The organism is Jeotgalicoccus sp. S0W5 (genome assembly GCF_011634875.1).
In the GTDB taxonomy this organism is placed as follows: domain Bacteria; phylum Bacillota; class Bacilli; order Staphylococcales; family Salinicoccaceae; genus Jeotgalicoccus; species Jeotgalicoccus marinus.
Genome location: NZ_SIRQ01000003.1, coordinates 55,242 through 81,001, shown reverse-complemented (window position 1 = coordinate 81,001; position 25,760 = coordinate 55,242). Strand labels below are relative to the sequence as shown.

Here is a 25,760-nt window from a genome sequence, read left to right as displayed (position 1 = left end):
CCTATTTTATGAAATAATCGGCAGAATATTCATGAGTGGTAACACGAATATAAAGCTATCAAAACGGTCTAAAATACCGCCGTGGCCAGGTAGAAAATTACCAGAGTCCTTAACATCAAAGTGACGTTTTAAGGCTGACTCAACTAAATCCCCCATCTGGCCAAATATGCTAAGAATTATTGTAAATGGAATAAGAAACCATAATGATCCTTCTAACCATCCAAAAGAAACAAAAATGATTGGAATGAGTGTGGAAATCAATGTACCACCAAGTGAGCCTTCAATAGTTTTGTTCGGGCTAATCTGTGGCCATAATTTTCTTTTACCAAATGCCTTACCGAAAAGATAAGCACCGGTGTCTGTTAACCAAACGATTAATAGCGCATATAGAATATAAAAGATACCTGCTTCTCTAGTTTCATAAAAGTACATAAAACCAATCCCTATATAGGCGACTGCTAGAACGCAAAAGCCCATGTCGACAAAAGTAAATCTATTTTTAGAGACCACCGTTGTCGATAGCATAATCAGTGCGAGTCCAACAATGATTTCCAGTTGAAATTCACCGACTAAGGGAGAGAAAGATTCCTTAGGTATTAAAATCATACAGAGTCCGATTAAGGATAAGATACCTGGTAATGAAATGATATGAATGTGATTCATCTTTAATATCTCATACAGGCCAGTAATTGCCATCAGATAAACAAGAATCAACAATGGCCAATTGCCAATAATGACAATTGGGATAAATAACAACAGTGCAATAACTGCAGTTACTGTTCTAGTCCTCATTCACATCCTCCTCCTCATTCAATCCTCCAAAACGCCTTTCTCTGTTTTGGTACTGGGAAATCAGTTCATCCATTTCTTCAGTAGTAAACTCTGGCCAAAACGTATGCGAGAAAAATAATTCACTGTAAGAGGATTGCCATAATAGAAAATTACTTAAGCGATATTCCCCAGACGTTCTAATAATCATTTCTGGGTCTGGTATATCTCTTGTCATCAAATAATCGTCAATTTTTTGATTGTCAATATCATCGATAGATAAGTGCCCCTGTTCTACGTCTCTAATCATCGCTTTTAGAGCGTCTTGAATTTCGTCTCTACTGCCGTAGTTCAAGGCAAAGATTAGATTCAATCCTGTGTTATTCTCAGTCTTATCTATTGCGGTTTGTACTGCCTTCTTCGTATGTATAGGTAAAGCATTAAAATCACCAATTGTTGTGACCTTAACGTTTTTCTCCATGAGCTCAGGTAAAAATGTACCTAGAAAGTCAGTCGGCAACTTTAACAGGTATTTCACTTCACTATTTGGTCGTGTCCAATTCTCTGTTGAAAAGGCATATAGTGTTAAGTACTTTATGTTGATGTTAGCTGCGTGCCGGACGATGCGTTTAACATTTTGCATCCCTTCATAATGCCCTTTAATTCTAGGCATTCCCATACGCTTCGCATATCTGCCATTACCATCCATAATCATAGCGATATGTTCAGGTAGTGGTCTATTTGTCTCTGCTTTAATTTTTTCGGAATTAAACATGACGATCCTCCGTGCTGTATATGTTGCTTTGTACATTTTTATATACTTATCAATTATTTAATTTTAACATAGTTAATCAATAAAAAAACAGGTAAGTCCCCTTACCTGTTTGAAAGTTAAACTGCTAAGATATCTTTCTCTTTATCGTCACATAACGAATCTACTTTAGCGATAAACTTATCAGTGAGTTTTTGAACATCGTCTGTGTAATTACGTAATTCGTCTTCAGAAATATCGCCTGCTTTTTCAGCTGCTTTTAATTCATCATTAGAATCACGACGTACATTACGGATGGCAACTTTTGCATTTTCGCCTTCTTTACGTGCATCTTTAACAAACTCTTTACGACGCTCTTCTGTAAGCTGAGGCACAGTAATTCTGATTAATGTCCCGTCGCTTGTTGGGTTAACACCAAGGTCTGCAATTTGTATTGCTTTTAAGACATCATCTACTGAACTTTTGTCATAAGGTTGAACAACTAGCATACGTGCTTCAGGCACTGAAATACTTGCTAATTGGTTGATTGGTGTTGGTGCACCGTAGTAATCCACAGATACTCTGTCAAGCATGCTTGAGTTTGCAGCTCCTGTTCTAATGCCAGCAAGTTCTCTTTGTAGGTTATCAATAGACTTATCCATTTTTTCTTCTGTCGTTTTTAACACAGCTTCACTCATTATAATATCTTCTCCTATTACTTTGTAATTGTTGTACCGATCGTTTCTCCTGATACAGCACGTTTGATATTACCGTCTTCTGTAATTGAAAATACCACAAGCGGAATGTTGTTGTCCATACAGAACGATGATGCAGTGGAATCCATCACCTGTAAATTATTTTGTAGCATCTCCATATACGTTAGTTTCTCGTATTTAACTGCATCACTATTTGTTTTAGGATCTGCAGAATACACGCCATCAACGTTATTTTTACCCATTAGGATAACATCAGCTTCTACTTCTGCTGCTCTAAGTGCAGCTGTAGTATCTGTAGAGAAGTATGGATTACCAATACCAGCCGCAAAGATAACAATGCGACCCTTTTCTAAGTGACGTATCGCACGTCTTCTAATATAAGGTTCCGCGACTTGTTTCATTTCGATAGAAGTCAGCACACGTGTTTCATGACCGAGCTGTTCTAGACTATCTTGTAGTGCTAAAGAATTCATTACAGTTGCAAGCATGCCCATGTAGTCAGCAGTCCCACGGTCCATACCTAAATCGCTACCGATTTTACCTCGCCAAATATTGCCACCGCCGACGATGATTGCCATTTCTACACCGAGTTTTTGTGCTTCTGAAACTTGCTCTGCAATATTTTTAATGACAACAGGGTTGATACCAAAGCCGTCATCACCAGCAAGTGCCTCACCACTTAACTTTAAAACGATACGATTGAATCTAGAAGTTTCAGCCATGTATTTCAATCCTTTTCCTTAAATTTTCAACTTAGAAAAAAAGACACCGAAGTGTCTTTTAAAAAAGCTTATTTTTTAACCTGACCAAGTACTTCGTCAGCAAAGTTTTCTTCACGTTTCTCCATACCTTCACCGAGTTCATAGCGAACGAAAGTACGTAGTGACGCTTTTTGTGCATCTAAGTACTGTTGTACTGTTTGGTCTGAATCTTTAACAAATGGTTGGTCTACTAAGCAAATCTCTTCAAGATATTTGCGGATACGACCTTCAACCATTTTGTCAACGATATTTTCAGGTTTACCTTCATTTAAGGCTTGTTGACGCAATACTTCACGTTCGTGATCAAGCTCAGATTGGTTAACTTGGTCGCGTGAAACATATTTAGGATTTAATGCAGCTGCGTGCATTGCAACATCTTTAGCTACATCTTCACTTGTTGTACCTTCAACAACTGTAAGTACACCAATGCGTCCACCCATGTGCATGTACTGACCAAAAGCATCATCATCAGTTTTTGTCTCAACTGCAAAACGTCTGATGCTTAATTTTTCACCGATAGTTGCAACAGCATTGTTCATTACAGAAGTTACTGACTCACCATCGATTTCAGAGTTATATAATTCTTCAACATCTGCAGGTTTAGTTGCTAGGATGTGAGAAGCAATCTTTTTAACTAGTTCTTGGAAGCTTTCGTTTCTCGCAACGAAATCTGTTTCAGAGTTAACTTCAACGATTACAGCATCGTTACCTTCAGAAGTGATGTAAACAGCACCTTCTGCAGCAATACGATCTGCTTTTTTAGCAGCTTTAGCAATACCATTTTCACGTAGGTAGTCTACTGCTTTGTCGATGTCACCATCTGTCTCCATGAGCGCTTTTTTACAATCCATCATACCTGCGCCAGTTTTTTCACGTAGTTCTTTAACTAATTTTGCTGAAATAGCCATGTTCTCAGTCCTCCATAACTTTGTTTTAAAAAAAGGTGATAAGTTTTGACGCTTATCACCAAGATTGTTCTTACTTATTACTCGTTATCTTCTGAAGTCTCAGCTGAAGCTTCTTCTTCTGTTAAGTCGATATTTTGTTCCTCTGCAACTTCTTCATCAGAAATTCCGCGTTGACCTTCTAAAACAGCGTCAGCCATCTTACTAGTCATTAATCTTACAGCACGGATTGCATCGTCGTTTGCTGGGATTACGTAGTCAACCTCATCTGGGTCACAGTTTGTATCTACCATTGCAACGATAGGAATGTTTAATTTTTTCGCTTCAGCGATTGCATTACGTTCTTTACGTGGGTCAACGATGAAGATTGCACTTGGCATTTTCTTCATGTCACGAATTCCGCCTAGGAATTTGTTTAAACGTGCATACTCTTTACGAAGTTCAACGACTTCTTTTTTAGGAAGTACGTCAAATGTACCGTCAGCTTCCATTTTTTCGATTTCAGAAATTCTCTTGATACGTTTACTGATTGTTTGATAGTTCGTTAAGATTCCACCTAACCAACGTTGGTTAACGTAAAGTTGGCCAGCGCGTTCAGCTTCCTCTTTAATAGCGTCTTGAGCCTGTTTTTTAGTTCCTACAAACAGGATTTGTCCGCCTTCTTCAGATACAGATTTTACGAAATCGTAAGCTTCTGCAACTTTCTTAACTGTTTTTTGTAAGTCGATAATGTAGATACCGTTACGTTCCGTAAAGATGTATTTAGACATCTTAGGGTTCCAACGGCGAGTTTGGTGTCCGAAATGTACACCTGCTTCAAGCAATTGTTTCATAGTAATTACTGCCATGATTTGTTTCCTCCTAAATGGTTTATACCTCCAACTTTGCGCTACGTGACCACCTAAAAAGGCACCGGTCAAGCCCCTACAAAGTTGTGCGTATTTGGTCTAATGACCGTTTTATATAATATCATATTTCTAAAAGTCGTGCAAGCTTAGCTTTCTTTTCTTAATTCAGGTAGGAAGTCTTCCTTTTTAACTTTAATAAATGTACCCTTCATACCAAGTGAACGTGATTCGATCACACCTGCACTTTCTAACTTACGAAGTGCATTAACGATTACAGAACGCGTAATGCCCACTCTATCTGCAATCTTAGAAGCGACGAGTAAGCCCTCATCCGCATCTAGCTCATCAAAGATGTGCTCAATTGCTTCTCTTTCTGAGTAAGATAATGAACGGATTGCCATAGAGATGCTTGCCTTATCACGGGCTTTTTGTTCAATCTCATCGTTTTTCTCGCGGAGAATTTCCATACCAACAACAGTCGCTGTATATTCTGCTAACACTAAGTCATCTTCAGAAAACTCTGTTTCACTACGTCCTAATACTAGAGTTCCTAAGCGATTACCCCCACCGTATATCGGTACGATGCATGTTTCTGAATCTTGGTAGGAATCTTCTGTCGGGAAAATTGTTAACTCATCTTCAAAAGCAATATTTTCACGTGTTTCTGTTAAACGCATAATTTGGCTGACATAGTACTCAGGGAACTGTCTGTTTTCTAACATCTCAACGATACGCACATTGTCGATCGCTTCGATTTGTCCGACACCGAGTAACTTACCTCTCTTTGATACGACAAAGGCATTACATTCTAGAGTACGGCTGACCTTGTCTGCAACCTCTTCGAAATCTACCTTAATGCTTGAACTGCTTTGAATTAGTGCATTAATTTCACGTGTTTTTTGTAATAAACTGACCATTTCATTCACTCCTATTAGTTATAATATAAATTCGCTTAAGTTTTTATCAGTTGAAATATGGGATAACTTAGATTCAACATACTGCTTAGTTATTTCAACTTGTGCCCCTTTGATATCACTTGCTTCAAATAGCAATTCTTCAAGCAGGGTTTCTAAAATTGTATGCAAGCGTCTCGCACCAATATCATCATTTGATGTGTTCACATTATAGGCAATCTCAGCTAAGGTTCTTACTGCTTCATCAGTGAATGTGACTGTCACATCCTCAGTTTGTAGTAAGGCTTGATACTGTTCTAAGAGAGAGTTTTTCGGTTCCCTTAAGATTTTTTCAAAGTCATCAACTGACAACTTGTTCAGCTCAACCCTTAGTGGGAAACGCCCTTGTAATTCTGGAATTAAGTCACTTGGTTTAGCAACATGGAAAGCACCTGCACCGATGAACAAAATGTAATCCGTTCTAATCGTACCGTATTTCGTTTGGACTTGTGATCCTTCGACGATCGGTAAAATATCTCTTTGAACACCTTCACGAGAAACGTCACCCGAGTTTTGACTACCTTTAGCGATCTTATCTATTTCATCGATAAAAATAATGCCCGTTGTTTCAGCTAATTCGATTGCCTCATCATTTACATTTTCACCATCGATTAACTTCTCAGCTTCTTCGTCTTTTAAATACTGACGTGCTTTTTTAACTGTCATTGTACGCTTTTGTTTTTTCTTAGGCATCAGGTTTTGTAACATGTCCCCCATACCGTTATTATCCATTCCTGGCATCATCATACCAAGTTGGTTGGATTCTTCAGTCACTTCGATCGTAACCTTTTCATCTTCTAACTGACCAGCTTCAAGCTGGCTTTTGATATCTCTTCTCTTTGTTCTAACACTATCATCGACTTCTTCAATCTCTTCATCTTGATTGGATTGATTCATCAACATTTCGAAAGGGTTATTAGAAGCAGGCTTTTTAATTTTTTTACCTGGAGCTAATAGCCCAACAAGTCTTTCATTCGCAAGGTTCAAAGCATCGTCTTCGACTTCATTTTTCTTCTGTTCTTTAATCATTCTGACAGATGCTTCGACTAAATCTCTGACCATGGACTCAACATCTCGTCCAACATAGCCGACCTCAGTATACTTAGTTGCTTCAACTTTTGTATAAGGACTGCCAGTAATTTTTGCAATCCGTCTAGCAATTTCCGTCTTACCGACACCTGTCGGTCCTATCATTAGAATATTTTTAGGAATAACTTCTTCTTGTAGCTCATCATCTAAAAGCATACGTCTATAGCGGTTACGCATAGCGATTGCAACTTTTCTTTTTGCTTCACTTTGTCCGACAATACTCTCGTCGAGACGACTAGTGATTTCTTTTGGAGAAAGATTTCTGTTAGACATACATCTCACCTTTATATTTAGTCAATTGTTTCTACTATTATATTGCCATTTGTAAAGACACAAATTTCACTTGCCAGTTCCAAGCTTTCTTTGGCAATTGTTTTAGCATCTAGATGATCCCCGTATTTCACAAGCGCACGTCCAGCAGCAAGTGCATAGTTACCGCCAGAACCAATGGCCAATATACCATCATCTGGTTCGATGACCTCTCCTGTACCAGAGACTAGGAGAAGATTATCCTTATCCATCACAATGAGCATCGCTTCAAGTTGTCGCAGCATCTTATCCCCTCGCCAATCCTTAGCAAGTTCTACAGCAGCACGAGTTAAATTCCCATTATATTCATAGAGGTTCGCTTCAAATTTTTCAGATAGTGTAAACGCGTCGGCCACACTACCCGCAAATCCTGCAGCGACCTTGCCGTTGAATAGGCGTCTGACTTTCTTAGCTGTATGTTTCATAACAACCTGATTACCAAGCGTTACCTGACCGTCTCCAGCCATGGCGACTTGGCCCTTGTGTTTTAATGCAAATATCGTTGTCATCTTGTCACCTCTTCTTATTGCCCGGATGGGCATTTAAATATGTCGCTTTTATTTGTTCTGTCGTCACATGGGTATAGCGCTGAGTTGTCGATAAAGACTCATGACCTAAGAGGTCTTGTACAGCACGTAAATCTGCACCGTTATTTAATAGATGGGTTGCAAATGTGTGCCTGAAGGTGTGTGGGTGTACATCTAGATGTAAGGCACTTCTCTTAACAAGCATATCAATAATGTGTCTTAAGCCACGTACAGTTAACTGACCTTGACGTTGGTTGATCCATATTGTATCGATTCCTTTAATGGGTGTAGAAAATTCATCAAGGTAGTCTTTAAGACTTTCACGTGTACTGTTGTTAAAAGGAACAACACGCCACTTTCGACCTTTCCCTAATACCTTGAGTGCTTGAGCAGTAAAATCAATGTCACTCAATTTTATGTTAATTAGCTCACTTGCCCTAATGCCTGTCGCATATAAGAGTTCGATGATTGCACGGTCTCTCAGATACATTTTGTGACCAGTGTCCATCGAGTCAAAAAGAGCATTAATCTCATTATCATACATAAAATCAGGTAACTGACTTTCTTTTTTAGGGAATGGTAAGTTCGAAAATGGGTTAATTTCAACAGCATCTCTATCTAATAAATAATTATAGTAGCTTCTAAGTGACGATATCTTTCTAGATACTGTCGCTTTTTTTAAGCCCCGGTCATATAGACTAGACAAATAGCTTCTAGCATCACCATATTCAAATTCTTTAACAGATAAATTCTCAGTCCATAAAAAAGTTATGAATTCATGAATATCATGATCATAACTTTTAATAGAATGGGGTGAAAAATTACGTTGAAATTCTAACATCTTAAGAAAATCTTTGACGTAAATAATAACCACCTCTATCTTTGTCTGAATTTTATCATAATTAAGAAAATATATCCAAAATATATGTCAGATGATTCGTTCCCATTAATTCCATTAGTAATTTTAAACCATTTGAATATAAATTGCACGAAATTGTACAAATATTTATAATTCAGCCACAAAGTAAAACAGTTTTAATTATTCAATTAAAAAAACCGTGATTCTATTAAGAATCACGGTAATCAATTAACTTGCATCTTCTGTGTAATCACAGTTGGTACATTTAACCTGTGCCTTCTGTCCTTTTTTCTTTTCAATTAAGTAGTGTTCGCACTTCGGACAGTTCCTGCCAATTGGGCGATCCCAAGAGACGAAATCACAATCAGGATATTTGTCACAACCGTAAAAGATTCGACCACGCTTAGATTTTCTTTCAACCACGTCGCCTTCCTTACATGTTGGGCAAGTCACACCAATCGATTTAACGATGGCTTTTGTATTGCGACACTCTGGGAAATTAGAGCACGCCATAAACTTACCATAACGGCCCATCTTGTATACCATTGGTGAACCACATTTTTCACAATCTTCACCAACGGGTTCGTCCTTGATTTCAATTTTCTCCATCTCTTCTTCTGCGCGTTCAACCTGAGGCTCGAAGCCTTTATAGAACTCATCGATGACTTGACGCCACTCTTTTTCGCCTTCTGCTACAGCATCTAGACTATCTTCCATATTTCGTGTAAAGGCAACATCGATAATATCAGGGAAGTATTCAACAACTTGCTCGTTGACAATTTCTCCAATTTCCGTAGGGATAAATCGCTTCTGATCCATTCTTACATAGTTACGCTTTTGAATCGTATCAATTGTCGGGGCATACGTTGATGGTCTACCAATACCTGACTCTTCTAAAGTCTTAACTAACCTCGCTTCTGTATATCTTGGTGGTGGTTGAGTAAAGTGCTGAGAAGGTTCAATTTTTTCTTCTGTTACCGTTTCACCCTCTTTTAATTCTGGTAAACGGTTATTTAAATCATCTTCAGCATCATCGGTGCCTTCAATATAAATTGTCATGAAACCTTTAAATTTAATTGTTTGTCCGGTACTTCTAAACAGCACACCATTATTACTCAAATCAACTTTTACCGTATCGAGCACTGCTGGTGCCATTTGACTCGCAATAAAACGATCCCAAATCAGTTTATATAGACGGTGTTGGTCACGGCTTAAATATTGCTTCATATTTTCAGGTGTACGATTAGCAGATGTTGGTCTCACGGCTTCGTGTGCATCTTGCGCTGCTTTTTTTTCCTTTTGCACGCCTGTATATTCTTTACCATAAGTATCATTAATAAGTTGGTAAGCTTCTGCTTTAGCTGAATCTGAGATACGTGTTGAATCAGTTCTCATATAAGTAATCAGACCCACTGTACCTTCTTTTTTAATATCGATACCTTCATATAATTGCTGGGCGAGCATCATTGTCTTACGTGCCTTAAAGTTCAACTTACGTGCTGCTTCTTGTTGTAGTGAAGAAGTTGTGAATGGTTGTGCTGGGTAGCGTTTCTTTTCTTTCTTCTCTACTTTTTCGATTAAATAATCCTTACCACTAAGCTCTTTTAATACGTTATCAACATCGGCTTTAGTTTTTAATTTCGTTTTTTCCTTATCTCTCTTCAACTTGTTAAACTTACCAGTAAACTTCGAACGCCCTGTCTTAAAGGTGCCTTCGATCGTCCAGTATTCTTCTGGAACAAAGTTTCTGATTTCATTTTCACGGTCGATAATGAGCTTAAGTGCGACTGATTGAACACGTCCTGCAGACAAACCTTTCTTAACTTTTTTCCATAGGACTGGAGAAATGTTATACCCTACCAGTCTATCTAAAATGCGTCTAGCCTGCTGGGCATCGACCAATTGCATATCTATTTCATTCGGGCTTTTAAAACTTTCTTTAACCGCATCTTTAGTAATCTCATTGAAGACGACTCGGTAATAATCATTATTATCACCAAGGGCATGACTGAGATGCCATGCGATTGCTTCTCCTTCTCTGTCGGGGTCACTTGCGAGAAATACTTTCTTCGCTTTTTTAGCTTCTTTCTTTAAATCTTTTAGTAAGGGGCCCTTACCTCGTATAGTTATATATTTTGGTTCATAGTTATTTTCTGTGTCGATTCCAGTTTGACTACGTGGTAAATCTCTCACGTGTCCCATAGATGCGACAACTTTATATCGTTTACCGAGGTACTTTTCAATCGTTTTTGCTTTCGCGGGTGATTCCACGATCACTAAATTGTCTGCCACACTCACGACCTCCATTCGTTATTATCCACTCAAGTCCAAATGATACACAGATAAATTTTACTTTGTCAATTAAAATAATTCTAATCACGTTCTATAAGTGACAATTTAATTGTAATCTAAAAGTATATCATCAGCACTCAAAACAAGCATTGCACCGTCTTTTATTCTCAAATTTGTACCTCTTGAAAAGTCAGAAGTAATATTTCCTGGTAGGCAATAGCCATTTCTATTTTCATCTAATGCCATCTCTAAAGTTATCAAACTTCCACTTTTCTCTTCAGCTTCCGTCACTAAAACACCCTTAGCACAACCTGCAATAATTCTATTTCTAGCTATAAATCGCCATTTTTCAATCTTTGTACCTGGTGGATATTCACTGATTGTTAAATGTTCCTTTTCCATCAGAGCACGTACTTTTTCAGTTGTTTTAGGGTAATGAATATCATGGCCAAATGCAAGCACGCCAATAGTCTTTAAATCATTTTTGATTGCGATACTGTGTGCCATTTCATCAGCTCCATATGCCAGACCTGAAATAATTGTAATATCCTTTAGTTTTGGAAGAATATCTAGTAGAGCATTTTTCGTATAAAGCGTCGCCTTTCTACTCCCTACTACCCCTAACATATCTGTTTGTAACAAATTGATGTTACCTCTGTAATATATAATGTAAGGAAAATCATAAATTTCTTTTAGGAGTTGTGGATATTTCCTATGTTTATAGGTCATGAAATTCACATTGAATGACTGTAGTTTACCTAATATTTCCTCACGATTTAAAGATTTTGCATAGGCTAATTTTTTACTTAAATCAGGCTTAATATATTCATGGTTTGTTATGGATAAAAATTCTTTTGCAGTCACCCCAGCGTACGATAAAAGTAATAGATCCACATGTTTCCTCCTGACAAATATTATCCCCTATATTATAGTAGAAAATTGTCTCATTTTACTTTTCAATTTACTGACAAACACTACCATAAAAATACAAAAAAGAGCGGTAATCCATGATGATTACCGCTCTTTTTAATCACTTAACTGATTTATATTTCATTTATTTTACTGTTAGACATTTTTCGTATAAACCGTCTTCTTTCTTGATACGGTTGATTAATGTTTCACCAATTTCAGATGGTGTATCAGCAGTTTCAATTCCACATTCGTTCATGATGCGGATTTTTTCATCTGCTGTACCTTTACCGCCAGAAATAATCGCACCAGCGTGGCCCATACGTTTTCCTGGAGGGGCAGTTTGACCACCGATGAATCCAACAACAGGTTTAGTCATGTTGTCACGAACCCATTCAGCAGCTTCTTCTTCTGCAGTACCACCGATTTCACCGATCATAACGACAGCGTAAGTTTCTGGATCTTCATTGAACGCTTTAAGTACGTCGATGAAGTTAGTACCGTTAACAGGGTCCCCACCAATACCGACAGCCGTTGTTTGACCAACGCCTTCTTCAGATAACTGATGAACCGCTTCATATGTTAATGTACCAGAACGTGAAACTACACCAACATGTCCTTTTTTGTGAATATAACCAGGCATGATACCAATCTTAGTTTCATCAGCAGTGATGACACCTGGACAGTTTGGTCCGATTAAACGTGTATTCTTATCTTCTAAATAACGGACAACTTTAACCATGTCTAAAACAGGAATGTGCTCAGTGATACAAATCACTAATTCAATTTCTGAATCCGCAGCTTCCATAATAGAGTCTGCAGCAAATGGAGCTGGTACGTATACTACAGAAACTGTTGCGCCAGTTTCTTTTTTAGCTTCTTCTACTGTGTTAAATACAGGTACACCTTCAACTTCTTGTCCACCTTTACCAGGTGTAACACCAGCAACGATTTGAGTACCATACTCTAACATTTGCTTAGTGTGGAAGAGTGCTGTTGAACCAGTAATACCTTGAACAATTACTTTCGTATTTTTATCAACAAATACAGCCACAATATATTCCTCCGTTATTATTTATTTTCGTTAACAGCAGCGATAATCTTTTCTGCACCTTCAGCCATAGTACTAGCTGGAGTAATTTCAAGACCAGATTCTGCTAGAATTTTCTTACCTTCTTCAACATTCGTACCTTCTAAGCGTACGACTAAAGGAATTTCTAGACCAACGTTGTTTACAGCTTCTACAACACCTTGTGCAATTACGTCACAACGCATGATTCCTCCAAAGATGTTTACAAAGATTCCTTCAACTGATTTGTCACTTAAGATAAGTTTGAATGCTTCAGTAACTTTCTCAGCAGTCGCGCCGCCCCCTACGTCAAGGAAGTTGGCTGGTTTACCACCGAAGTGGTTGATTGTATCCATAGTTGCCATCGCAAGACCTGCACCATTTACCATGCAACCGATATTACCATCAAGTGCGATGTAAGCAAGGTCGTGTTTTGATGCTTCAATTTCTTTTTCATCTTCCTCGTCGAAGTCACGTAATTCAACAACATCTTTGTGTCTGAATAGTGAGTTCGCGTCGAAGTTTACTTTAGCATCAAGCGCGATAACTTCACCATCACCTGTAGTTACAAGTGGGTTAATTTCCATAATTGATGCGTCTTTACTGATGAACACATCGTAAAGTGAAAGCATTAATTTAGCAGCTTTGTTTACTGAACCTGTTGGAATATTGATATTAAAAGCGAGTCTCTTCGCTTGGAATGGTAGTAATCCAACTGCAGGATCTATAACTTCTTTGAAAATCTTTTCAGGAGTTTTTTCTGCAACTTCTTCGATTTCCGTTCCGCCTTCTTCAGAACCCATTAATGTAACGCGGTTCGTCGCGCGGTCGATAACGAAACCTAAGTAGTATTCGCTGTCGATATCGCAACCTTCTTCAATAAGAAGACGCTTGATTTCAGTACCATCTGGACCGTTTTGATGAGTCACTAATACTTTACCAAGTAGTTCCTCAGCATATGCTTTAACCTCATCTAACGATTTAGCGATTTTTACACCGCCAGCTTTACCACGGCCACCTGCGTGGATTTGAGCTTTTACTACATAGACATCTGAATCAAGTGTTTTTGCAACTTCAACTGCTTCATCAGGTGTAAGTGCAACGCCGCCATCAGGCACGTTTACACCCATAGAGCGAAAAATTTCTTTTCCTTGATACTCATGGATATTCATGATTTTCCTCCTAAGACTTTTAATAAAGCTTACATTCTCAATTATAAGAAAATTGATGTAGATTGTAAACTTTCAAATCCTTCTCCTCATTATTTTATATGTAATAAGTTACTCAAAAACGAAATAGCTTAAAAATATCTCTTAATCGGTTCAAAAGAACGTCTATGAATACTACATGCTCCATAATTTTTCAGCCCTTCGAGATGGTCTTTCGTCCCGTATCCCATATTCTTTTCAAAGGCGTAATCAGGATATCTTTTTGCATGCTGAATCATCATTTCATCACGCGTCGTTTTGGCAATAATAGAAGCTGCTGCAATAGAATTAGAAATCGCATCCCCTTTAATGAGTGATGTTTGTTCAATACCATTATCCAGGGTCATCGCATCGATGAGAAGATGCTCTGGGGTGTGTTTCAAATTTTTTACAGCCCTGTCCATTGCGAGTTTGGTCGCTTCGTAAATGTTGAACGTATCAATCTCCTCAACAGTTGCTACACCGATACCATAGTCCGCATATTTCATAATCTCTTCACGTAGCGCTGCACGTTTTTTTGCTGGAATTTTCTTTGAATCATCAAGGCCTAAGAAATCATGTTCTAAAGGGAGAATCACTGCTGCTGCAACAACCTCCCCTGCAAGTGGACCTCGCCCCGCTTCATCAATGCCTGCAATGATCTTGCCGTAGTGCTGGTTTTCGTATCGCATCATTCTTTTATACTTTTCAATTAATTCGACTTCTTTTTGAAGTGTGCGAGCCCTTGATTTAAGCGCGTTTTGAACCCCTTTTCTTTCATCTAAATGAAATTCAGAGGCCGCTAAATCGTCCAGGGTTTTTATCTTGTTGAGGGCTAATTTTATATCTGAAATCTTCATTAGATTAGTTATCCTCCGGGAAGTCGAACGTCATGAGGTCAATCTTAGCGTCTCGTGTATCGTAAATGACACGTTCTGTGACGCGCTCATAGTCGATTTCGTTTCCGCTCATTTTGAAACCGCGAGACTGTCCGATAGCATCGAAAATTTCGACGATTTCTGAGTCTTCGTCTATATTGATATTATAAAATTTGTTCAGAGCCTTTAGATGGTGTGCTTGCATAAATTTTAAGGCGAAGATTGCCACTTCATCTAGGTTAACCACATTGTCTTTGATCGCACCTGTAAGTGATAATTTTAAGCCTACCGTCTCATCTTCAAACTTTGGCCAAAGTACGCCTGGGGTATCTAAGAGTTCCATCTTACCTCCAGCTTTGATCCATTGTTGAGCCTTTGTCACACCTGGTGTATTTCCTGTTTTCGCAACTTTTTTCTTTGCAATATTGTTGATAATCGTTGACTTTCCAACATTCGGGATCCCGACGATCATTGCACGAATGGCGCGTGGATTGATGCCCTTACGTTCCATTCTCTCAAAAATTTCTTTAGTCGCTTCTACGACGACACCTTCAATTTTCTTTAAAATATTAGGCTCCTTACCATTTATTGCAACAGGATAAAGTCCCTCTGCCTTATAGTGATTCATCCAGCGGTCTGTTTCACTTTGACTCGCCATATCTTTCTTATTTAAAATAATGACTCTCGGCTTTTCACCAATAACTTGGTCCAGCATCGGGTTTTGTGATGCATATGGAATCCTCGCATCTAAAATTTCGATGACAACATCTACTTTTTTTAAACTTTCCTCGATTTGCCTACGTGCTTTTGCCATATGTCCAGGGAACCAATTAATCGACATACATTTCCCTCCGTTTTCTTCATTTCATGTCCTTTATTTTATCATTTTTTTAGCTTACGCGCCTTGATTGATTGGGCGCTCGAGAGTATTTCCGTTTGCGCCCCAACGGTGCTCTCTCATTGGCGTGTATTTCTGTTTGCGCGCCAACGGCGCTCTCTCATTGGCGCGTATTTCCATTTGCGCGCCAACGGCGCTCTCTCATTGGCGCGTATTTCCATTTGCGCGCCAACAGCGTCTGCTCATTGGCGCGTATTTCTGTTTGCGCGCCAACGGTGCTCTCTCATTGGCGCACATCGTAGATCACCTAATCTATTCTATCCTTATATCGTATATTTCTAGGTTGTTTCGACATCGCATCTTCGAAATCGTAGTATTTAAATTTATAACTCGTCGATTTATAAATTCCCTCTCGATCACAATACTTAGCCAACAATCTTTGAACAGAACGCTTGCTGAACTTATAATTTGTAAATTCCATCATACGATTTGTTGTCATCGGCAATTTTCCGAACAAGTATTTATAGTCACTAATTGCACGGACAAAATGAGTTTCTTTGGTTTCATATGAGCCACAGGATGAACACCTAAAATGAAATCGCTCAGAATCGACCTCAAACCCGGCGCATTCACTACAGTAGATACCGTGACGGACGTCATCAAAGTCGACTGCTGATTTGAAGTAGGGATTGACAACGATATGTTCAGTAATCACTTCACAAATTTCCCGAGCGAAATTTCCGCTAAAACTGTTCTTAAAACGAGCTAAGTATCGTCTCAAATTACTTCTAATTATAATATTTTGTTTCAATAACTCATCGGCAATAATTAAAGTACATTCTTCATTAGGAAATATTAACTTGCCACTGACTTTAAATTGTAAATCGGACGATAAAGATAATCGTCTCATCTTACCAATAGCACGACGCAGCTGTGCGAATGGATCGTCGGGTAACTCAAAATTTCCTTTTGCCCAGCTGTCATCACTTACGGTATAGGTCCCGCTAAAGTTTTTAATTTCGTTGACGACGACACCTTCTTCGGTAACGATTAAACTATCGTACTGAGTGGTGCTGTCTTCAATGTTCAAATAGACATCTCTATAAATATATGAATTATCATGACCAACTTCATTAAAGATATTGTCATAGATACATTCACCTTCATAACCTCTCCGAAGATTTTCTAACTGATTGTGGTTTTTATCATCTAATTTTGAGCGGCTAAACATAGCTTCCATGTGCAAAAGTTCAGAGGGACGATGACGTTCTGTTATGAACAATACTTAACCTCCATTTTTCATTTACATATCATTTATACAACATTATTTAACGTTTGACCATATGTATTAGAGGCATTTCCTCTTTCGCTTAAAAACAGAAATTTTCCCAACAAAAAAACCAAACCTCGGCTGAGGTTTGGTTTTCTTAAAGCATTATTAGCGGATTTCTCTAATACGTGCAGCTTTACCACGTAGGTTACGTAGGTAGTAAAGTTTAGCACGACGAACGCGTCCGCGACGTGAAACTTCGATTTTTTCGATTTTTGGCGTGTGAATTGGGAATGTACGCTCAACACCAACACCGTAAGATACTTTACGGACTGTGAATGTTTCTGAGATTCCACCACCGCGGCGTTTGATTACAACACCTTCGAATAGCTGGATTCTTTCGCGATCTCCCTCAACGATACGTACGTGAACTTTTACTGTGTCTCCTGGTTTGAAATCAGGAATATCAGTTTTTAACTGATCTTTGACAATAGAATTTAATAATTCTTGTGACATATTATATCTTCTCCATTCTTCCAGTTATCTTGCCGACGAACTTTGGCAGCGGATGACTGTGATATTTACGTGTATTTACACTCGTATTATATTACCATACAAGTGGTGACCATTCAATCACTTTTAGAAATAAAATTAACTTTTTACTCCCCTAGTAAATCAGGGCGTCTTTCTCTCGTGCGTTTTAAACTTTCAGCTTGTCGCCACTCTTCAATCAACTTGTGATTACCGCTTAATAGAACATCGGGTACCTTCATACCGCGGTACTCTCTAGGTCTAGTGTAATGCGGATGTTCAAGCATTCCTGTAGAGAACGAATCTTCTTGATGACTTTTTTCATTACTTAATACATCTGGAATTAGACGTACGATTGCATCTGTCATCGTCATAGAAGCAAGTTCGCCTCCGGTTAATACGTAGTCACCGATTGACACTTCGTCTGTAACAAGTGAGCGTATGCGTTCATCATAGCCTTCGTAATGGCCATTGATGAAAACAATATTCTCTTCATGAGCCAGCTCTTCCGCTAATTTTTGATCAAAGGGTTTACCTTGAGGACACATTAAAATCACGCGCTTGTTTTCTAGCTCTAAACTGTCCATGGCATTGAAGACAGGCTCTGGTTTTAAAACCATACCTGCACCACCGCCGTACGGATAATCATCGACTTTGTTATGTTTATCATTTGAGAAATCTCTAAAGTTAATGAGGTGATAATTCACAATGCCTTTGTCCTCAGCACGTTTTAAAATAGATGTTCCTAGGACCCCTTGGTACATTTCAGGAAACAAGGTTAAATAATAAATATCCATTAGTCTAACAATCCTTCAAGTGGTGTAATTTCAATAATACCTTTATCGAGGTCTACTGTCTGAACAACTTGCTCGATATAAGGAATCAAATATTCCTTATCGCCCTCTATCACCCAAACATCATTTGCTCCAGTGAACATGACATCTTTAACCGTCCCAAGCGTCTGATTATCATCCAAGTTAATGACCTTTAATCCGATGATATCTTTTACGTGGAACTCGTGTTCGTCTAGTGTTAAGTCATCTGCATTTTCATCGATAAAAACCGTTTCACCCTTTAAGTGCAGAATATCATTCATATTACTCACACCTTCAAAGGTTAGTAAGTGAAAATTTTTATGTTTACGGTAAGATTTTATTGTGTAGGTCTCACCTTTAATCTCAACTGTTTCACCGCTTATGAAACGGTCTTCTAAAAAGTCAGAATCACTCATGATTTTAACTTCACCTTTAACGCCGTGAAAACTGACTAATTTACCAATTTTAATACTCAAGATATACACCTCTTAGTAAAAAATAAAAGACACACTAGAAAAGTGTGTCTCTTAATGCAAATCAACAAACACTTTCTTTGATGCATCTCTTTCAGCATTTGACATGATGATACGAATCGCCTTAATTGTACGACCGCCTCGACCGATTACACGACCTGCATCGGCTTCATGAACACTGATTTTGTACGAAATCTTCGCTGGCGCATCTTCCGTTGTAATAACGAGCGCCTCCGGATAATCTAGCATCGGTTCAAGAATTGTTTGAAGTAATTTGTCCATAGGAATTATTTCCCGAATTTAGCGTTGTGGAACTGTTCCATAATGCCTTTGTCACTGAAGATATTTCTTACAGTGTCGCTTGGTTTAGCACCTTTTTGTAACCAATCAAGCGCTTTGTCGTTGTCTAAAACAACGTTATCTTCAGATTTTGAAACCGGGTTGTATGAACCGATTTGCTCGATGATTCTACCATCTCTTGGGCTGCGTGCATCTGCAACAACGATACGGTAGAAAGGATTTCTTTTAGAACCCATACGAGTTAATCTAATTTTTACTGCCATGTGTGAAAACTCCTCTCTTTACTATCTTTTCGACTTATATATCATAACAAATCAAAATAAATGTGTAAAGAGTTTTTTCTTTACACATTTATTTTATTAGAATGGTAAGCCCATATTACCAAACGGATTCTTACCTTTTTTCTTGCCACTTGTCATTTGTTTCATCATTTTCTTCATGTCGTTAAACTGTTTTAAGAGGCGGTTAATTTCCTGTAAGGAACGTCCAGAACCTCTAGATATACGTTTTTTACGACTCGCATTCAGCTTTTCAGGGTGCTCTCTTTCTTCTAGAGTCATCGAACGTATAATCGCTTGTACGTGATCGATTTCCTTGCCGCTGAACTGCATTTTATCTAGTCCTTTTATCTTGTTGGCACCAGGCATCATCTTCAATAGTTCATCTAATGGTCCAAGTGTTTTCACCTGATCCATTTGTCCAAGGAAGTCATCGAGTGTGAATGATGAATCTTTCAACTTTTTCTCAAGTGCTTTTTGTTCATCTTCATTGATATTATCCTGTGCTTTTTCGATGATTGACAGTACGTCACCCATGCCGAGAATACGAGATGCCATACGTTCAGGGTGGAAGGCTTCTAAGCCGTCCATCTTCTCAGAGACACCGATGAATTTAATTGGTTTTTCTGTGACTGAACGAATGGAAAGTGCGGCACCACCACGTGTGTCGCCGTCGAGTTTAGTTAAAGTTACACCTGTAATGTCCAGTAAATCGTTAAAGCTCTCGGCAACATTGACCGCATCTTGACCGGTCATTGAGTCGACGACGAGCATGATTTCGTTCGGATTAGCAATTTCCTTAACATTTTTCAATTCATTCATCAGTGCTTCATCAATATGCAGACGACCCGCAGTATCAATGATGACTGTATCTAAGTGTTCTTCTTTAGCATGAGCCAAGGCACGTTCTGTAATTTCTTCAGGTTTGACTTGATCACCAAGTGAAAAGACTGGGATATCAATCTGCTTCCCTACAGTTTCTAACTGGTCTATAGCAGCTGGTCTGTAAATATCACCAGCAACTAAGAGTGGCTTTTTGTTATGTTTTTTACGTAAATGAAGTGCGAGCTTACCAGCCGTTGTTGTTTTACCTGCCCCTTGTAAGCCGACCATCATGATAACTGTTGGTGGTTTGTTGGCCATGTTAATCCGTTGGTTTTCTCCACCCATCAACGCTGTCAATTCTTCTTGTACAATTTTAATGACCTGTTGGCCAGGTGTTAAGCTCTGCATAACATCTGAGCCTAAGGCACGTTCTTTAACATCATTGATGAACTGTTTGACTACTTTGAAGTTAACATCTGCTTCAAGTAAAGCCAGTCTTACTTCACGCATCATTACTTTGACGTCGGATTCGGTTACTTTACCTTTACCCTTAATACGGTCCATTGTGGACTGCAGTCGTTCTCCAAGTCCTTCAAATGCCATGTATGTGGCCTCCTTAATCTAGGTTTTCTAGACGATTTAATATGTCCTTTACTTCTGTACTCGTATCATCACCAAGCGCTTCTTTTAAATCCTTGTAGAGTTCAAGTCGCTTATTAAAGTTCTTATACATACTGAGTGTCTCTTCATAGTGTTCTAAAAGATCTCTCGACCGCTTTAAGTTATCGTAGACTGCTTGACGTGTAACATCCATTGCTTCTGCAATTTCCGAAAACTGAAAGTCTTCAAGATAATATAATTCTATATATTTTTGTTGTTTTTCTGTGAGTAAGGTCTGATAAAAATCATAGAGATAATTCATGCGCATCGTGCGCTCTAAATCATTAGTCATCAGCATCTTCCTCTAATTTTTCTTCGAGCGTTTCTGAGTCTTCAATCATATCAGCAAATAGACCATAAACATAGTTTTCTGCATCAAAAGGCTGAAGATCATCCAGTTTTTCACCGAGTCCTACAAACTTAACTGGTATTCCGAGTTCATTCTTAATCGCTAGAACGATCCCACCTTTGGCCGTCCCGTCTAATTTGGAAAGAATAATGCCGGTAACGTCAGTGACTTCTTTAAAGGCTTTGGCCTGGCTCAGTGCATTTTGCCCAGTTGTTGCATCGAGTACTAAGAGGACTTCATGAGGTGCTTCTGGGACAACTTTTTGAATGACTTTCTTAATCTTACCGAGCTCATTCATCAAGTTTCCTTTGTTCTGTAGACGGCCTGCAGTATCACATAAAAGGATGTCTGCACCGCGTTTTTTTGCAGCACTTACTGCATCGAACATGACTGCTGCAGGGTCAGAGCCTTCTGCCTGTTTAATGACATCTACACCGACTCTATCACCCCAAACTTGCAGTTGGTTGATTGCACCGGCACGGAAAGTATCACCCGCAGCGAGCATTACTTTTTTGCCTTCTTGTTGGTATTTATAGGCAAGTTTACCGATTGAAGTTGTCTTACCTACACCATTTACACCGACCATTAATACAACGGTCAACTCATCATTTTGAATGTTCATCTCTTCAGATAAGTCACCGTTACGCTCATAGATTTCTACCATTTTTTCAACGATGGTCTCTCGAAGATCAGCCGTCTCTGTGATATTTTTCAACTGTGCTTCACGGCGTAGTTCTTCAGTTAATTCAAGTACAGTATTAAAACCGACATCCGCTGAGATAAGTACTTCTTCTAATGCTTCAAAGAAGTCTTCATCGACTTTACGGTAACGTGACATCAAAGCATTGATATCTGCTTGGAACTTATCACGGCTCTTTTTAAGCCCTTGTTCAAATTTATAGCTGAGCTGTTCTTGTTCCCACTCTTCAAATTCATCTAAACTAATCAGCCCATCATCAAGCTTGTCTGTCTGTGTTTCTAAATTTTCAGGGGTTTCTTCACTTGTTTTTTTCTTACGTCTGAAACGATCAAAAATACCCATTAAACTCTTCCTTTCTCTTCATTAACTCCAGGGTCAACATAGTTTTTCAAATCGACACTGATTAACTTCGTCACACCTTTTTCTTGCATGGTTACACCAAACAAGCGGTCTGATTCTTCCATAGTGCCTTTTCTATGAGTAATAACGATAAACTGCGTATCGTGAGATAGTTTTTTCAAGTATCTTGCATATCTTATCACGTTTGCTTCATCGAGTGCCGCTTCAACTTCATCTAAAATTATAAACGGACTTACCTTAACTTTCAGCACACTAAAGAGTAAGCTGATTGCTGTCAAAGCACGTTCCCCACCGGATAATAAAGATAGGGAGGATAACTTCTTGCCAGGTGGCTCCGCAAAAATCTCTATACCAGAATCTAAGTAATTGTCGGGTTCTTGTAATCTGAGTTCAGCACGCCCACCGCCAAACATCTCACTAAAGACATCTTGGAAGTAAACATTGACTTGAATGAAAGTATCCTTAAAACGAACCGAAACTTCTTCATCCATTTCAGCAATAACATCTAATAAGGTTTGTCTTGCATCAATTAAGTCCGCTTCTTGTTCTTTTAAGAAGGTAAAGCGTTCATTAACTGTCTTAAACTCTTCGATTGAACCCAAGTTAACCGGTCCGAGTTCTTCAATACTCTTCTTGTTTAAAGTGATTTTTTGACGTTTTTCTTCAATGTTTTCAAAACTATCGAACTTACTGAGTGCTAACTCATAAGTCATCTTGTAGTTATCACTAATATAAGTCAGTTTGTTCTCTAATTTAGTATCGACACCTTCTAATTCTGCTGACTGTCCACGGAGTCTGGATTGACAGTCATCAATTTCTGCACGAAGCGCTGTTTCTTTACTTGCGATAGATTTTAGTGCGTCCTTAACAGTGACCAGTTTTTCATCATTTTCTTGTTGAGAAGATTTAATGGTCGCGACAGTCTGTGTTAACTCGGTTTTGTTCGTCTCTAATTCTTCAATATTCATAGCAGATAAGTCATCATCCACCATGCTGATTTCACTTTCAATATTCGCAACTTGATTTTCAAGATCTTCAATTGACGCTTCAATTCTGCTAATCGATGCACGTGTGTAACGCACATCACCGTCTTTACTTATTTTATCATTATTTAGCTGTTGAATCTCGTGTGATAATGTTTCTATTTCCTTATCTTTTTCATCATTAGAGCGACTCATCATGTTAATTGAAGTTTCAATATCAGCCATTTTAGACGTTAAGTTTTCAATTTGCTGATCGAGGTTTTCTTCGTTAGTACTTGCTGATAAACCATCGACTTCCTTTTGAATCTCTTTAACATTTTCATTTTTTGACTGAAGCGCATATTCAAGTTTAGCAATTTCTCTTCCTGCTTCATCGTACACTTCTGCGAGCTGTAGGCCACTGTTTTCTTGTGTTTTTAATTCTGCAGTCGCTTGTAAGATTTGCTCTCTATAGCGATTGACCTTATTTTCAAGCTCCGCTGTCTGTGATTTATAAGCATTTATTTTTTCAGTGATATCAGCGATTTCTTTTTTAGTTTCCATGATGGATCCCTTACGGTTTTTAGAACCACCACTCATTGCCCCACCAGGCATGATAATGTCGCCGTCTAAGGTAATAATTCTAACTCTTTGATTACTCGCTCGAGATATACGAGAAGCATCTTCTAAGTTTTTCACGACAATCGTCGTATTTAATAAATGTAGAATCACTTTCCTATAGGCACGGTCAATATCTGTCACTTCTGATAATATTTGATATTCCACACCTGAAGACTGTAGTGCATTTTCTATATCCACCGATAGGTGGCGCTCCTTAATGGTATCAAGTGGTAAGAAAGTTGCGAAACCGAGTTTCTTTTGTTTTAAAAATTGAATCGCAGTTCTTGCATTATACTCTACATCCATAACAATATTCTGGCTCGCTTGACCAAGTGCAGTATCTAAAGCAGTCATATACTCTGGATTAGCACTAATCAATTCACCCACTGGACCGACAACACCAGGAATACTCTTTTTATTTTTCAAGATTGCCCGAACACCAGGGTAATACCCCTGGTAATTCTCTTCCATATTTCTAAGCATATCCAGCTTTGATTGCTGGTTTTGGATGAAGTTTTCGGCTCGGTTATAATCACTTTTTGCCTGGTCGTAATTTTCATTTAAGGAATCAAGCTTTGATTTAGTATCCTTATATGCTTGTCTCGCTTTATTTAGATTCTGCCCTGTCGTTTCAGCTCCTGCTTTTAAATCTTTAAGTTTCGACTCAGCTTCACTCACTTCATTTAAAAGCGTTTCTAAACGTTCGGATTTATAGCGGATATTATTTTCGATTTTAGACTGCTCATCATGATTGCGTCGTTTATCATTTTCTAAGGTTGTCTTTTCTACCATGAGCTGGTAATACTGATCTTTTAACTCTTCTATATCAGTATCATTACCTTCTCTTATGACACTGATTTCTCTTTCCTTATTTTTAATCTTTGTAGCAAGTTCAGTGCAAGCATTTGCTAATTCATCTTTTTTAGTTGTTTCTTTTTGCAACTGCTCTTTTAGTGTAGTAATTTCAGACTTATTTTTTTCAAGACGACTGTTTAAATCTTCTCTTAAGGTTTCCTTATTTGTCTCTCTTTCAGCATACAAGGCGATGCGGCCCTCAATTTGCTCAAGGGTACGTGCATCTTCTAATAATTGGTTGTTTAATGACTTTGATTTTGCCTCTAATTCATCACGTTCATTATTTAACTCTGTTTGTTCATTTAAAACTGACTCTAATTTTTCACGAGAAGTCTTTAACGTCGTTTCTTCTTTGTTTATAGCTGTCTTTAAGTCTTTGAGTTCACTAGCGAGTAATTTCGCATCATAGACTGTTACTTCAATATCGCTTTCAGTCATTTCTTCTTTTAATGCCAAGTACTCTTCAGCGACAGCACTTTCTCTTTCTAAACGTTCGACACGTGAAGAAATTTCTTCGATAATATCATGAACGCGAAGTAAGTTTTGCTTGGTCTCTTCGAGACGTTTCTCAGACTCGATTTTACGACTTTTATACTTCATGACACCTGCAGCTTCTTCGATAATCTTACGACGTTCTAATGGTTTTGCATTAAGTATTTCATCGACCTGACCCTGGCTGATAATATTATAAGCATTTTTGCCAAGTCCTGAATCCATAAAGAGTTCGGTAATATTTTTTAACTTAACCTTTTCCTTATTAATGAAGTACTCACTGTCACCATTTCTATATAATTTCCTAGATATAACGACTTCCGCTTCATCACCAAGTACTTTTTTATTGTTGTCTAATATTAAACTAACAGAAGCACTATTCATAGGGTTACGGTTTTCAGTTCCATCAAAGATGACATCTTCCATCTTGGCACCGCGCATGACACGTGCAGACTGCTCTCCAAGCACCCAGCGTATAGCATCAGTGATGTTACTTTTACCACTACCGTTAGGCCCGACAACTGCTGTGACTCCACTATCGAATTTAATATTTACTTTATCTGCAAAAGATTTAAAACCTTGAGCTTCGATTCGCTTTAAAAATACCATT

General features: G+C 38.4%; 26 protein-coding genes. All 26 read right to left on the bottom strand.

From position 1 onward, the window contains the following. Positions 1–6: 6 nt before the first annotated feature. The 26 genes from EYB29_RS02810 to smc all read right to left on the bottom strand — a co-directional run bounded on the left by EYB29_RS02810 (position 7) and on the right by smc (position 25,759). Positions 7–792, bottom strand: coding sequence for a phosphatidate cytidylyltransferase (locus EYB29_RS02810; protein ID WP_026867602.1), 786 nt, complete (start codon positions 790–792; stop codon positions 7–9). After that, the gene (locus tag EYB29_RS02805; RefSeq protein WP_371807492.1) at positions 782–1,579 is read right to left on the bottom strand and encodes an undecaprenyl pyrophosphate synthase; all 798 of its coding nucleotides are present in this window, start codon (positions 1,577–1,579) and stop codon (positions 782–784) included. Before EYB29_RS02805 ends, EYB29_RS02810 begins: the two co-directional genes overlap by 11 nt. 80 nt (positions 1,580–1,659) lie before the next feature. Next, positions 1,660–2,217, bottom strand: coding sequence for a ribosome recycling factor (gene frr / locus EYB29_RS02800; RefSeq protein WP_026867600.1), 558 nt, complete (start codon positions 2,215–2,217; stop codon positions 1,660–1,662). A 17-nt stretch (positions 2,218–2,234) separates the two neighbouring features. Next, positions 2,235–2,957, bottom strand: coding sequence for a UMP kinase (gene pyrH, locus EYB29_RS02795; protein WP_026867599.1), 723 nt, complete (start codon positions 2,955–2,957; stop codon positions 2,235–2,237). Positions 2,958–3,025: 68 nt separating this feature from the next. Beyond that, positions 3,026–3,904 carry a translation elongation factor Ts gene (gene tsf, locus EYB29_RS02790; RefSeq protein ID WP_026867598.1) on the bottom strand — a complete coding sequence of 293 codons (879 nt, stop codon included), beginning with the start codon at positions 3,902–3,904 and terminating at the stop codon, positions 3,026–3,028. Between the two features lie 77 nt (positions 3,905–3,981). Continuing rightward, positions 3,982–4,749 carry a 30S ribosomal protein S2 gene (gene rpsB, locus EYB29_RS02785; RefSeq protein ID WP_026867597.1) on the bottom strand — a complete coding sequence of 256 codons (768 nt, stop codon included), beginning with the start codon at positions 4,747–4,749 and terminating at the stop codon, positions 3,982–3,984. 146 nt (positions 4,750–4,895) lie between these two features. Then, positions 4,896–5,666 carry a GTP-sensing pleiotropic transcriptional regulator CodY gene (codY, locus tag EYB29_RS02780; protein ID WP_166626507.1) on the bottom strand — a complete coding sequence of 257 codons (771 nt, stop codon included), beginning with the start codon at positions 5,664–5,666 and terminating at the stop codon, positions 4,896–4,898. An 18-nt stretch (positions 5,667–5,684) separates the two neighbouring features. Further along, positions 5,685–7,064 (bottom strand): ATP-dependent protease ATPase subunit HslU, encoded by a 1,380-nt coding sequence (gene hslU, locus EYB29_RS02775; protein WP_035857277.1) that lies wholly within the window; start codon positions 7,062–7,064, stop codon positions 5,685–5,687. A gap of 17 nt (positions 7,065–7,081) precedes the next feature. Next, the gene (hslV, locus tag EYB29_RS02770) at positions 7,082–7,609 is read right to left on the bottom strand and encodes an ATP-dependent protease subunit HslV (RefSeq protein ID WP_035857275.1); all 528 of its coding nucleotides are present in this window, start codon (positions 7,607–7,609) and stop codon (positions 7,082–7,084) included. A gap of 4 nt (positions 7,610–7,613) precedes the next feature. Beyond that, positions 7,614–8,495 (bottom strand): site-specific tyrosine recombinase/integron integrase, encoded by an 882-nt coding sequence (xerA, locus tag EYB29_RS02765; RefSeq protein WP_256370654.1) that lies wholly within the window; start codon positions 8,493–8,495, stop codon positions 7,614–7,616. Between the two features lie 219 nt (positions 8,496–8,714). After that, positions 8,715–10,778 carry a type I DNA topoisomerase gene (gene topA / locus EYB29_RS02760; protein WP_166626505.1) on the bottom strand — a complete coding sequence of 688 codons (2,064 nt, stop codon included), beginning with the start codon at positions 10,776–10,778 and terminating at the stop codon, positions 8,715–8,717. A gap of 105 nt (positions 10,779–10,883) precedes the next feature. Next, on the bottom strand, positions 10,884–11,672 hold the full coding sequence (gene dprA / locus EYB29_RS02755) for a DNA-processing protein DprA (RefSeq protein WP_084145830.1): 789 nt from the start codon (positions 11,670–11,672) through the stop codon (positions 10,884–10,886). A 160-nt stretch (positions 11,673–11,832) separates the two neighbouring features. After that, positions 11,833–12,741 carry a succinate--CoA ligase subunit alpha gene (gene sucD, locus EYB29_RS02750; RefSeq protein WP_026867590.1) on the bottom strand — a complete coding sequence of 303 codons (909 nt, stop codon included), beginning with the start codon at positions 12,739–12,741 and terminating at the stop codon, positions 11,833–11,835. 17 nt (positions 12,742–12,758) lie between these two features. Then, positions 12,759–13,928, bottom strand: a complete 1,170-nt coding sequence (gene sucC, locus EYB29_RS02745) for an ADP-forming succinate--CoA ligase subunit beta (RefSeq protein ID WP_026867589.1) — start codon at positions 13,926–13,928, stop codon at positions 12,759–12,761. 128 nt (positions 13,929–14,056) lie between these two features. After that, positions 14,057–14,803, bottom strand: a complete 747-nt coding sequence (locus EYB29_RS02740) for a ribonuclease HII (protein ID WP_026867588.1) — start codon at positions 14,801–14,803, stop codon at positions 14,057–14,059. Positions 14,804–14,807: 4 nt separating this feature from the next. Continuing rightward, complete coding sequence (gene ylqF / locus EYB29_RS02735) at positions 14,808–15,662, bottom strand: ribosome biogenesis GTPase YlqF (RefSeq protein ID WP_026867587.1); 855 nt, start codon at positions 15,660–15,662, stop codon at positions 14,808–14,810. A gap of 304 nt (positions 15,663–15,966) precedes the next feature. Beyond that, positions 15,967–16,941: a nuclease-related domain-containing protein gene (locus EYB29_RS02730; protein ID WP_166626504.1), complete on the bottom strand. Its 975-nt coding sequence runs from the start codon at positions 16,939–16,941 to the stop codon at positions 15,967–15,969. Between the two features lie 156 nt (positions 16,942–17,097). Next, positions 17,098–17,445, bottom strand: a complete 348-nt coding sequence (gene rplS, locus EYB29_RS02725) for a 50S ribosomal protein L19 (protein WP_026867585.1) — start codon at positions 17,443–17,445, stop codon at positions 17,098–17,100. 143 nt (positions 17,446–17,588) lie between these two features. After that, positions 17,589–18,257, bottom strand: coding sequence for a tRNA (guanosine(37)-N1)-methyltransferase TrmD (trmD, locus tag EYB29_RS02720; protein WP_035857271.1), 669 nt, complete (start codon positions 18,255–18,257; stop codon positions 17,589–17,591). Further along, on the bottom strand, positions 18,257–18,751 hold the full coding sequence (gene rimM / locus EYB29_RS02715) for a ribosome maturation factor RimM (protein WP_026867584.1): 495 nt from the start codon (positions 18,749–18,751) through the stop codon (positions 18,257–18,259). Before rimM ends, trmD begins: the two co-directional genes overlap by 1 nt. A 51-nt stretch (positions 18,752–18,802) precedes the next feature. Further along, a complete protein-coding gene (locus EYB29_RS02710; protein WP_166626503.1) occupies positions 18,803–19,030 on the bottom strand; it encodes a KH domain-containing protein in 228 nt (75 codons plus the stop codon). 5 nt (positions 19,031–19,035) lie between these two features. Continuing rightward, positions 19,036–19,311, bottom strand: a complete 276-nt coding sequence (rpsP, locus tag EYB29_RS02705; RefSeq protein WP_026867582.1) for a 30S ribosomal protein S16 — start codon at positions 19,309–19,311, stop codon at positions 19,036–19,038. 96 nt (positions 19,312–19,407) lie between these two features. Continuing rightward, complete coding sequence (ffh, locus tag EYB29_RS02700) at positions 19,408–20,754, bottom strand: signal recognition particle protein (RefSeq protein WP_026867581.1); 1,347 nt, start codon at positions 20,752–20,754, stop codon at positions 19,408–19,410. A gap of 13 nt (positions 20,755–20,767) precedes the next feature. Next, positions 20,768–21,106, bottom strand: a complete 339-nt coding sequence (locus EYB29_RS02695; RefSeq protein ID WP_156889194.1) for a putative DNA-binding protein — start codon at positions 21,104–21,106, stop codon at positions 20,768–20,770. After that, complete coding sequence (gene ftsY / locus EYB29_RS02690; protein WP_026867579.1) at positions 21,096–22,202, bottom strand: signal recognition particle-docking protein FtsY; 1,107 nt, start codon at positions 22,200–22,202, stop codon at positions 21,096–21,098. The genes EYB29_RS02695 and ftsY overlap by 11 nt, the downstream gene beginning before the upstream one ends. Next, positions 22,202–25,759: a chromosome segregation protein SMC gene (smc, locus tag EYB29_RS02685; RefSeq protein ID WP_166626502.1), complete on the bottom strand. Its 3,558-nt coding sequence runs from the start codon at positions 25,757–25,759 to the stop codon at positions 22,202–22,204. Before smc ends, ftsY begins: the two co-directional genes overlap by 1 nt. Between the last annotated feature and the right edge of the window lies 1 nt (position 25,760).

Excerpts from the sequence above, each read along its gene's own strand:
- EYB29_RS02810 (WP_026867602.1), bottom strand. The coding sequence starts at position 792 with ATGAGGACTAGAACAGTAACTGCAGTTATTGCACTGTTGTTATTTATC.
- EYB29_RS02805 (WP_371807492.1), bottom strand. The coding sequence starts at position 1,579 with ATGTACAAAGCAACATATACAGCACGGAGGATCGTCATGTTTAATTCC.
- frr (WP_026867600.1), bottom strand. The coding sequence starts at position 2,217 with ATGAGTGAAGCTGTGTTAAAAACGACAGAAGAAAAAATGGATAAGTCT.
- pyrH (WP_026867599.1), bottom strand. The coding sequence starts at position 2,957 with ATGGCTGAAACTTCTAGATTCAATCGTATCGTTTTAAAGTTAAGTGGT.
- tsf (WP_026867598.1), bottom strand. The coding sequence starts at position 3,904 with ATGGCTATTTCAGCAAAATTAGTTAAAGAACTACGTGAAAAAACTGGC.
- rpsB (WP_026867597.1), bottom strand. The coding sequence starts at position 4,749 with ATGGCAGTAATTACTATGAAACAATTGCTTGAAGCAGGTGTACATTTC.
- codY (WP_166626507.1), bottom strand. The coding sequence starts at position 5,666 with ATGGTCAGTTTATTACAAAAAACACGTGAAATTAATGCACTAATTCAA.
- hslU (WP_035857277.1), bottom strand. The coding sequence starts at position 7,064 with ATGTCTAACAGAAATCTTTCTCCAAAAGAAATCACTAGTCGTCTCGAC.
- hslV (WP_035857275.1), bottom strand. The coding sequence starts at position 7,609 with ATGACAACGATATTTGCATTAAAACACAAGGGCCAAGTCGCCATGGCT.
- sucC (WP_026867589.1), bottom strand. The coding sequence starts at position 13,928 with ATGAATATCCATGAGTATCAAGGAAAAGAAATTTTTCGCTCTATGGGT.
- EYB29_RS02740 (WP_026867588.1), bottom strand. The coding sequence starts at position 14,803 with ATGAAGATTTCAGATATAAAATTAGCCCTCAACAAGATAAAAACCCTG.
- ylqF (WP_026867587.1), bottom strand. The coding sequence starts at position 15,662 with ATGTCGATTAATTGGTTCCCTGGACATATGGCAAAAGCACGTAGGCAA.
- rplS (WP_026867585.1), bottom strand. The coding sequence starts at position 17,445 with ATGTCACAAGAATTATTAAATTCTATTGTCAAAGATCAGTTAAAAACT.
- trmD (WP_035857271.1), bottom strand. The coding sequence starts at position 18,257 with ATGGATATTTATTATTTAACCTTGTTTCCTGAAATGTACCAAGGGGTC.
- EYB29_RS02710 (WP_166626503.1), bottom strand. The coding sequence starts at position 19,030 with ATGGACAAATTACTTCAAACAATTCTTGAACCGATGCTAGATTATCCG.
- rpsP (WP_026867582.1), bottom strand. The coding sequence starts at position 19,311 with ATGGCAGTAAAAATTAGATTAACTCGTATGGGTTCTAAAAGAAATCCT.
- ffh (WP_026867581.1), bottom strand. The coding sequence starts at position 20,754 with ATGGCATTTGAAGGACTTGGAGAACGACTGCAGTCCACAATGGACCGT.
- ftsY (WP_026867579.1), bottom strand. The coding sequence starts at position 22,202 with ATGGGTATTTTTGATCGTTTCAGACGTAAGAAAAAAACAAGTGAAGAA.
- smc (WP_166626502.1), bottom strand. The coding sequence starts at position 25,759 with ATGGTATTTTTAAAGCGAATCGAAGCTCAAGGTTTTAAATCTTTTGCA.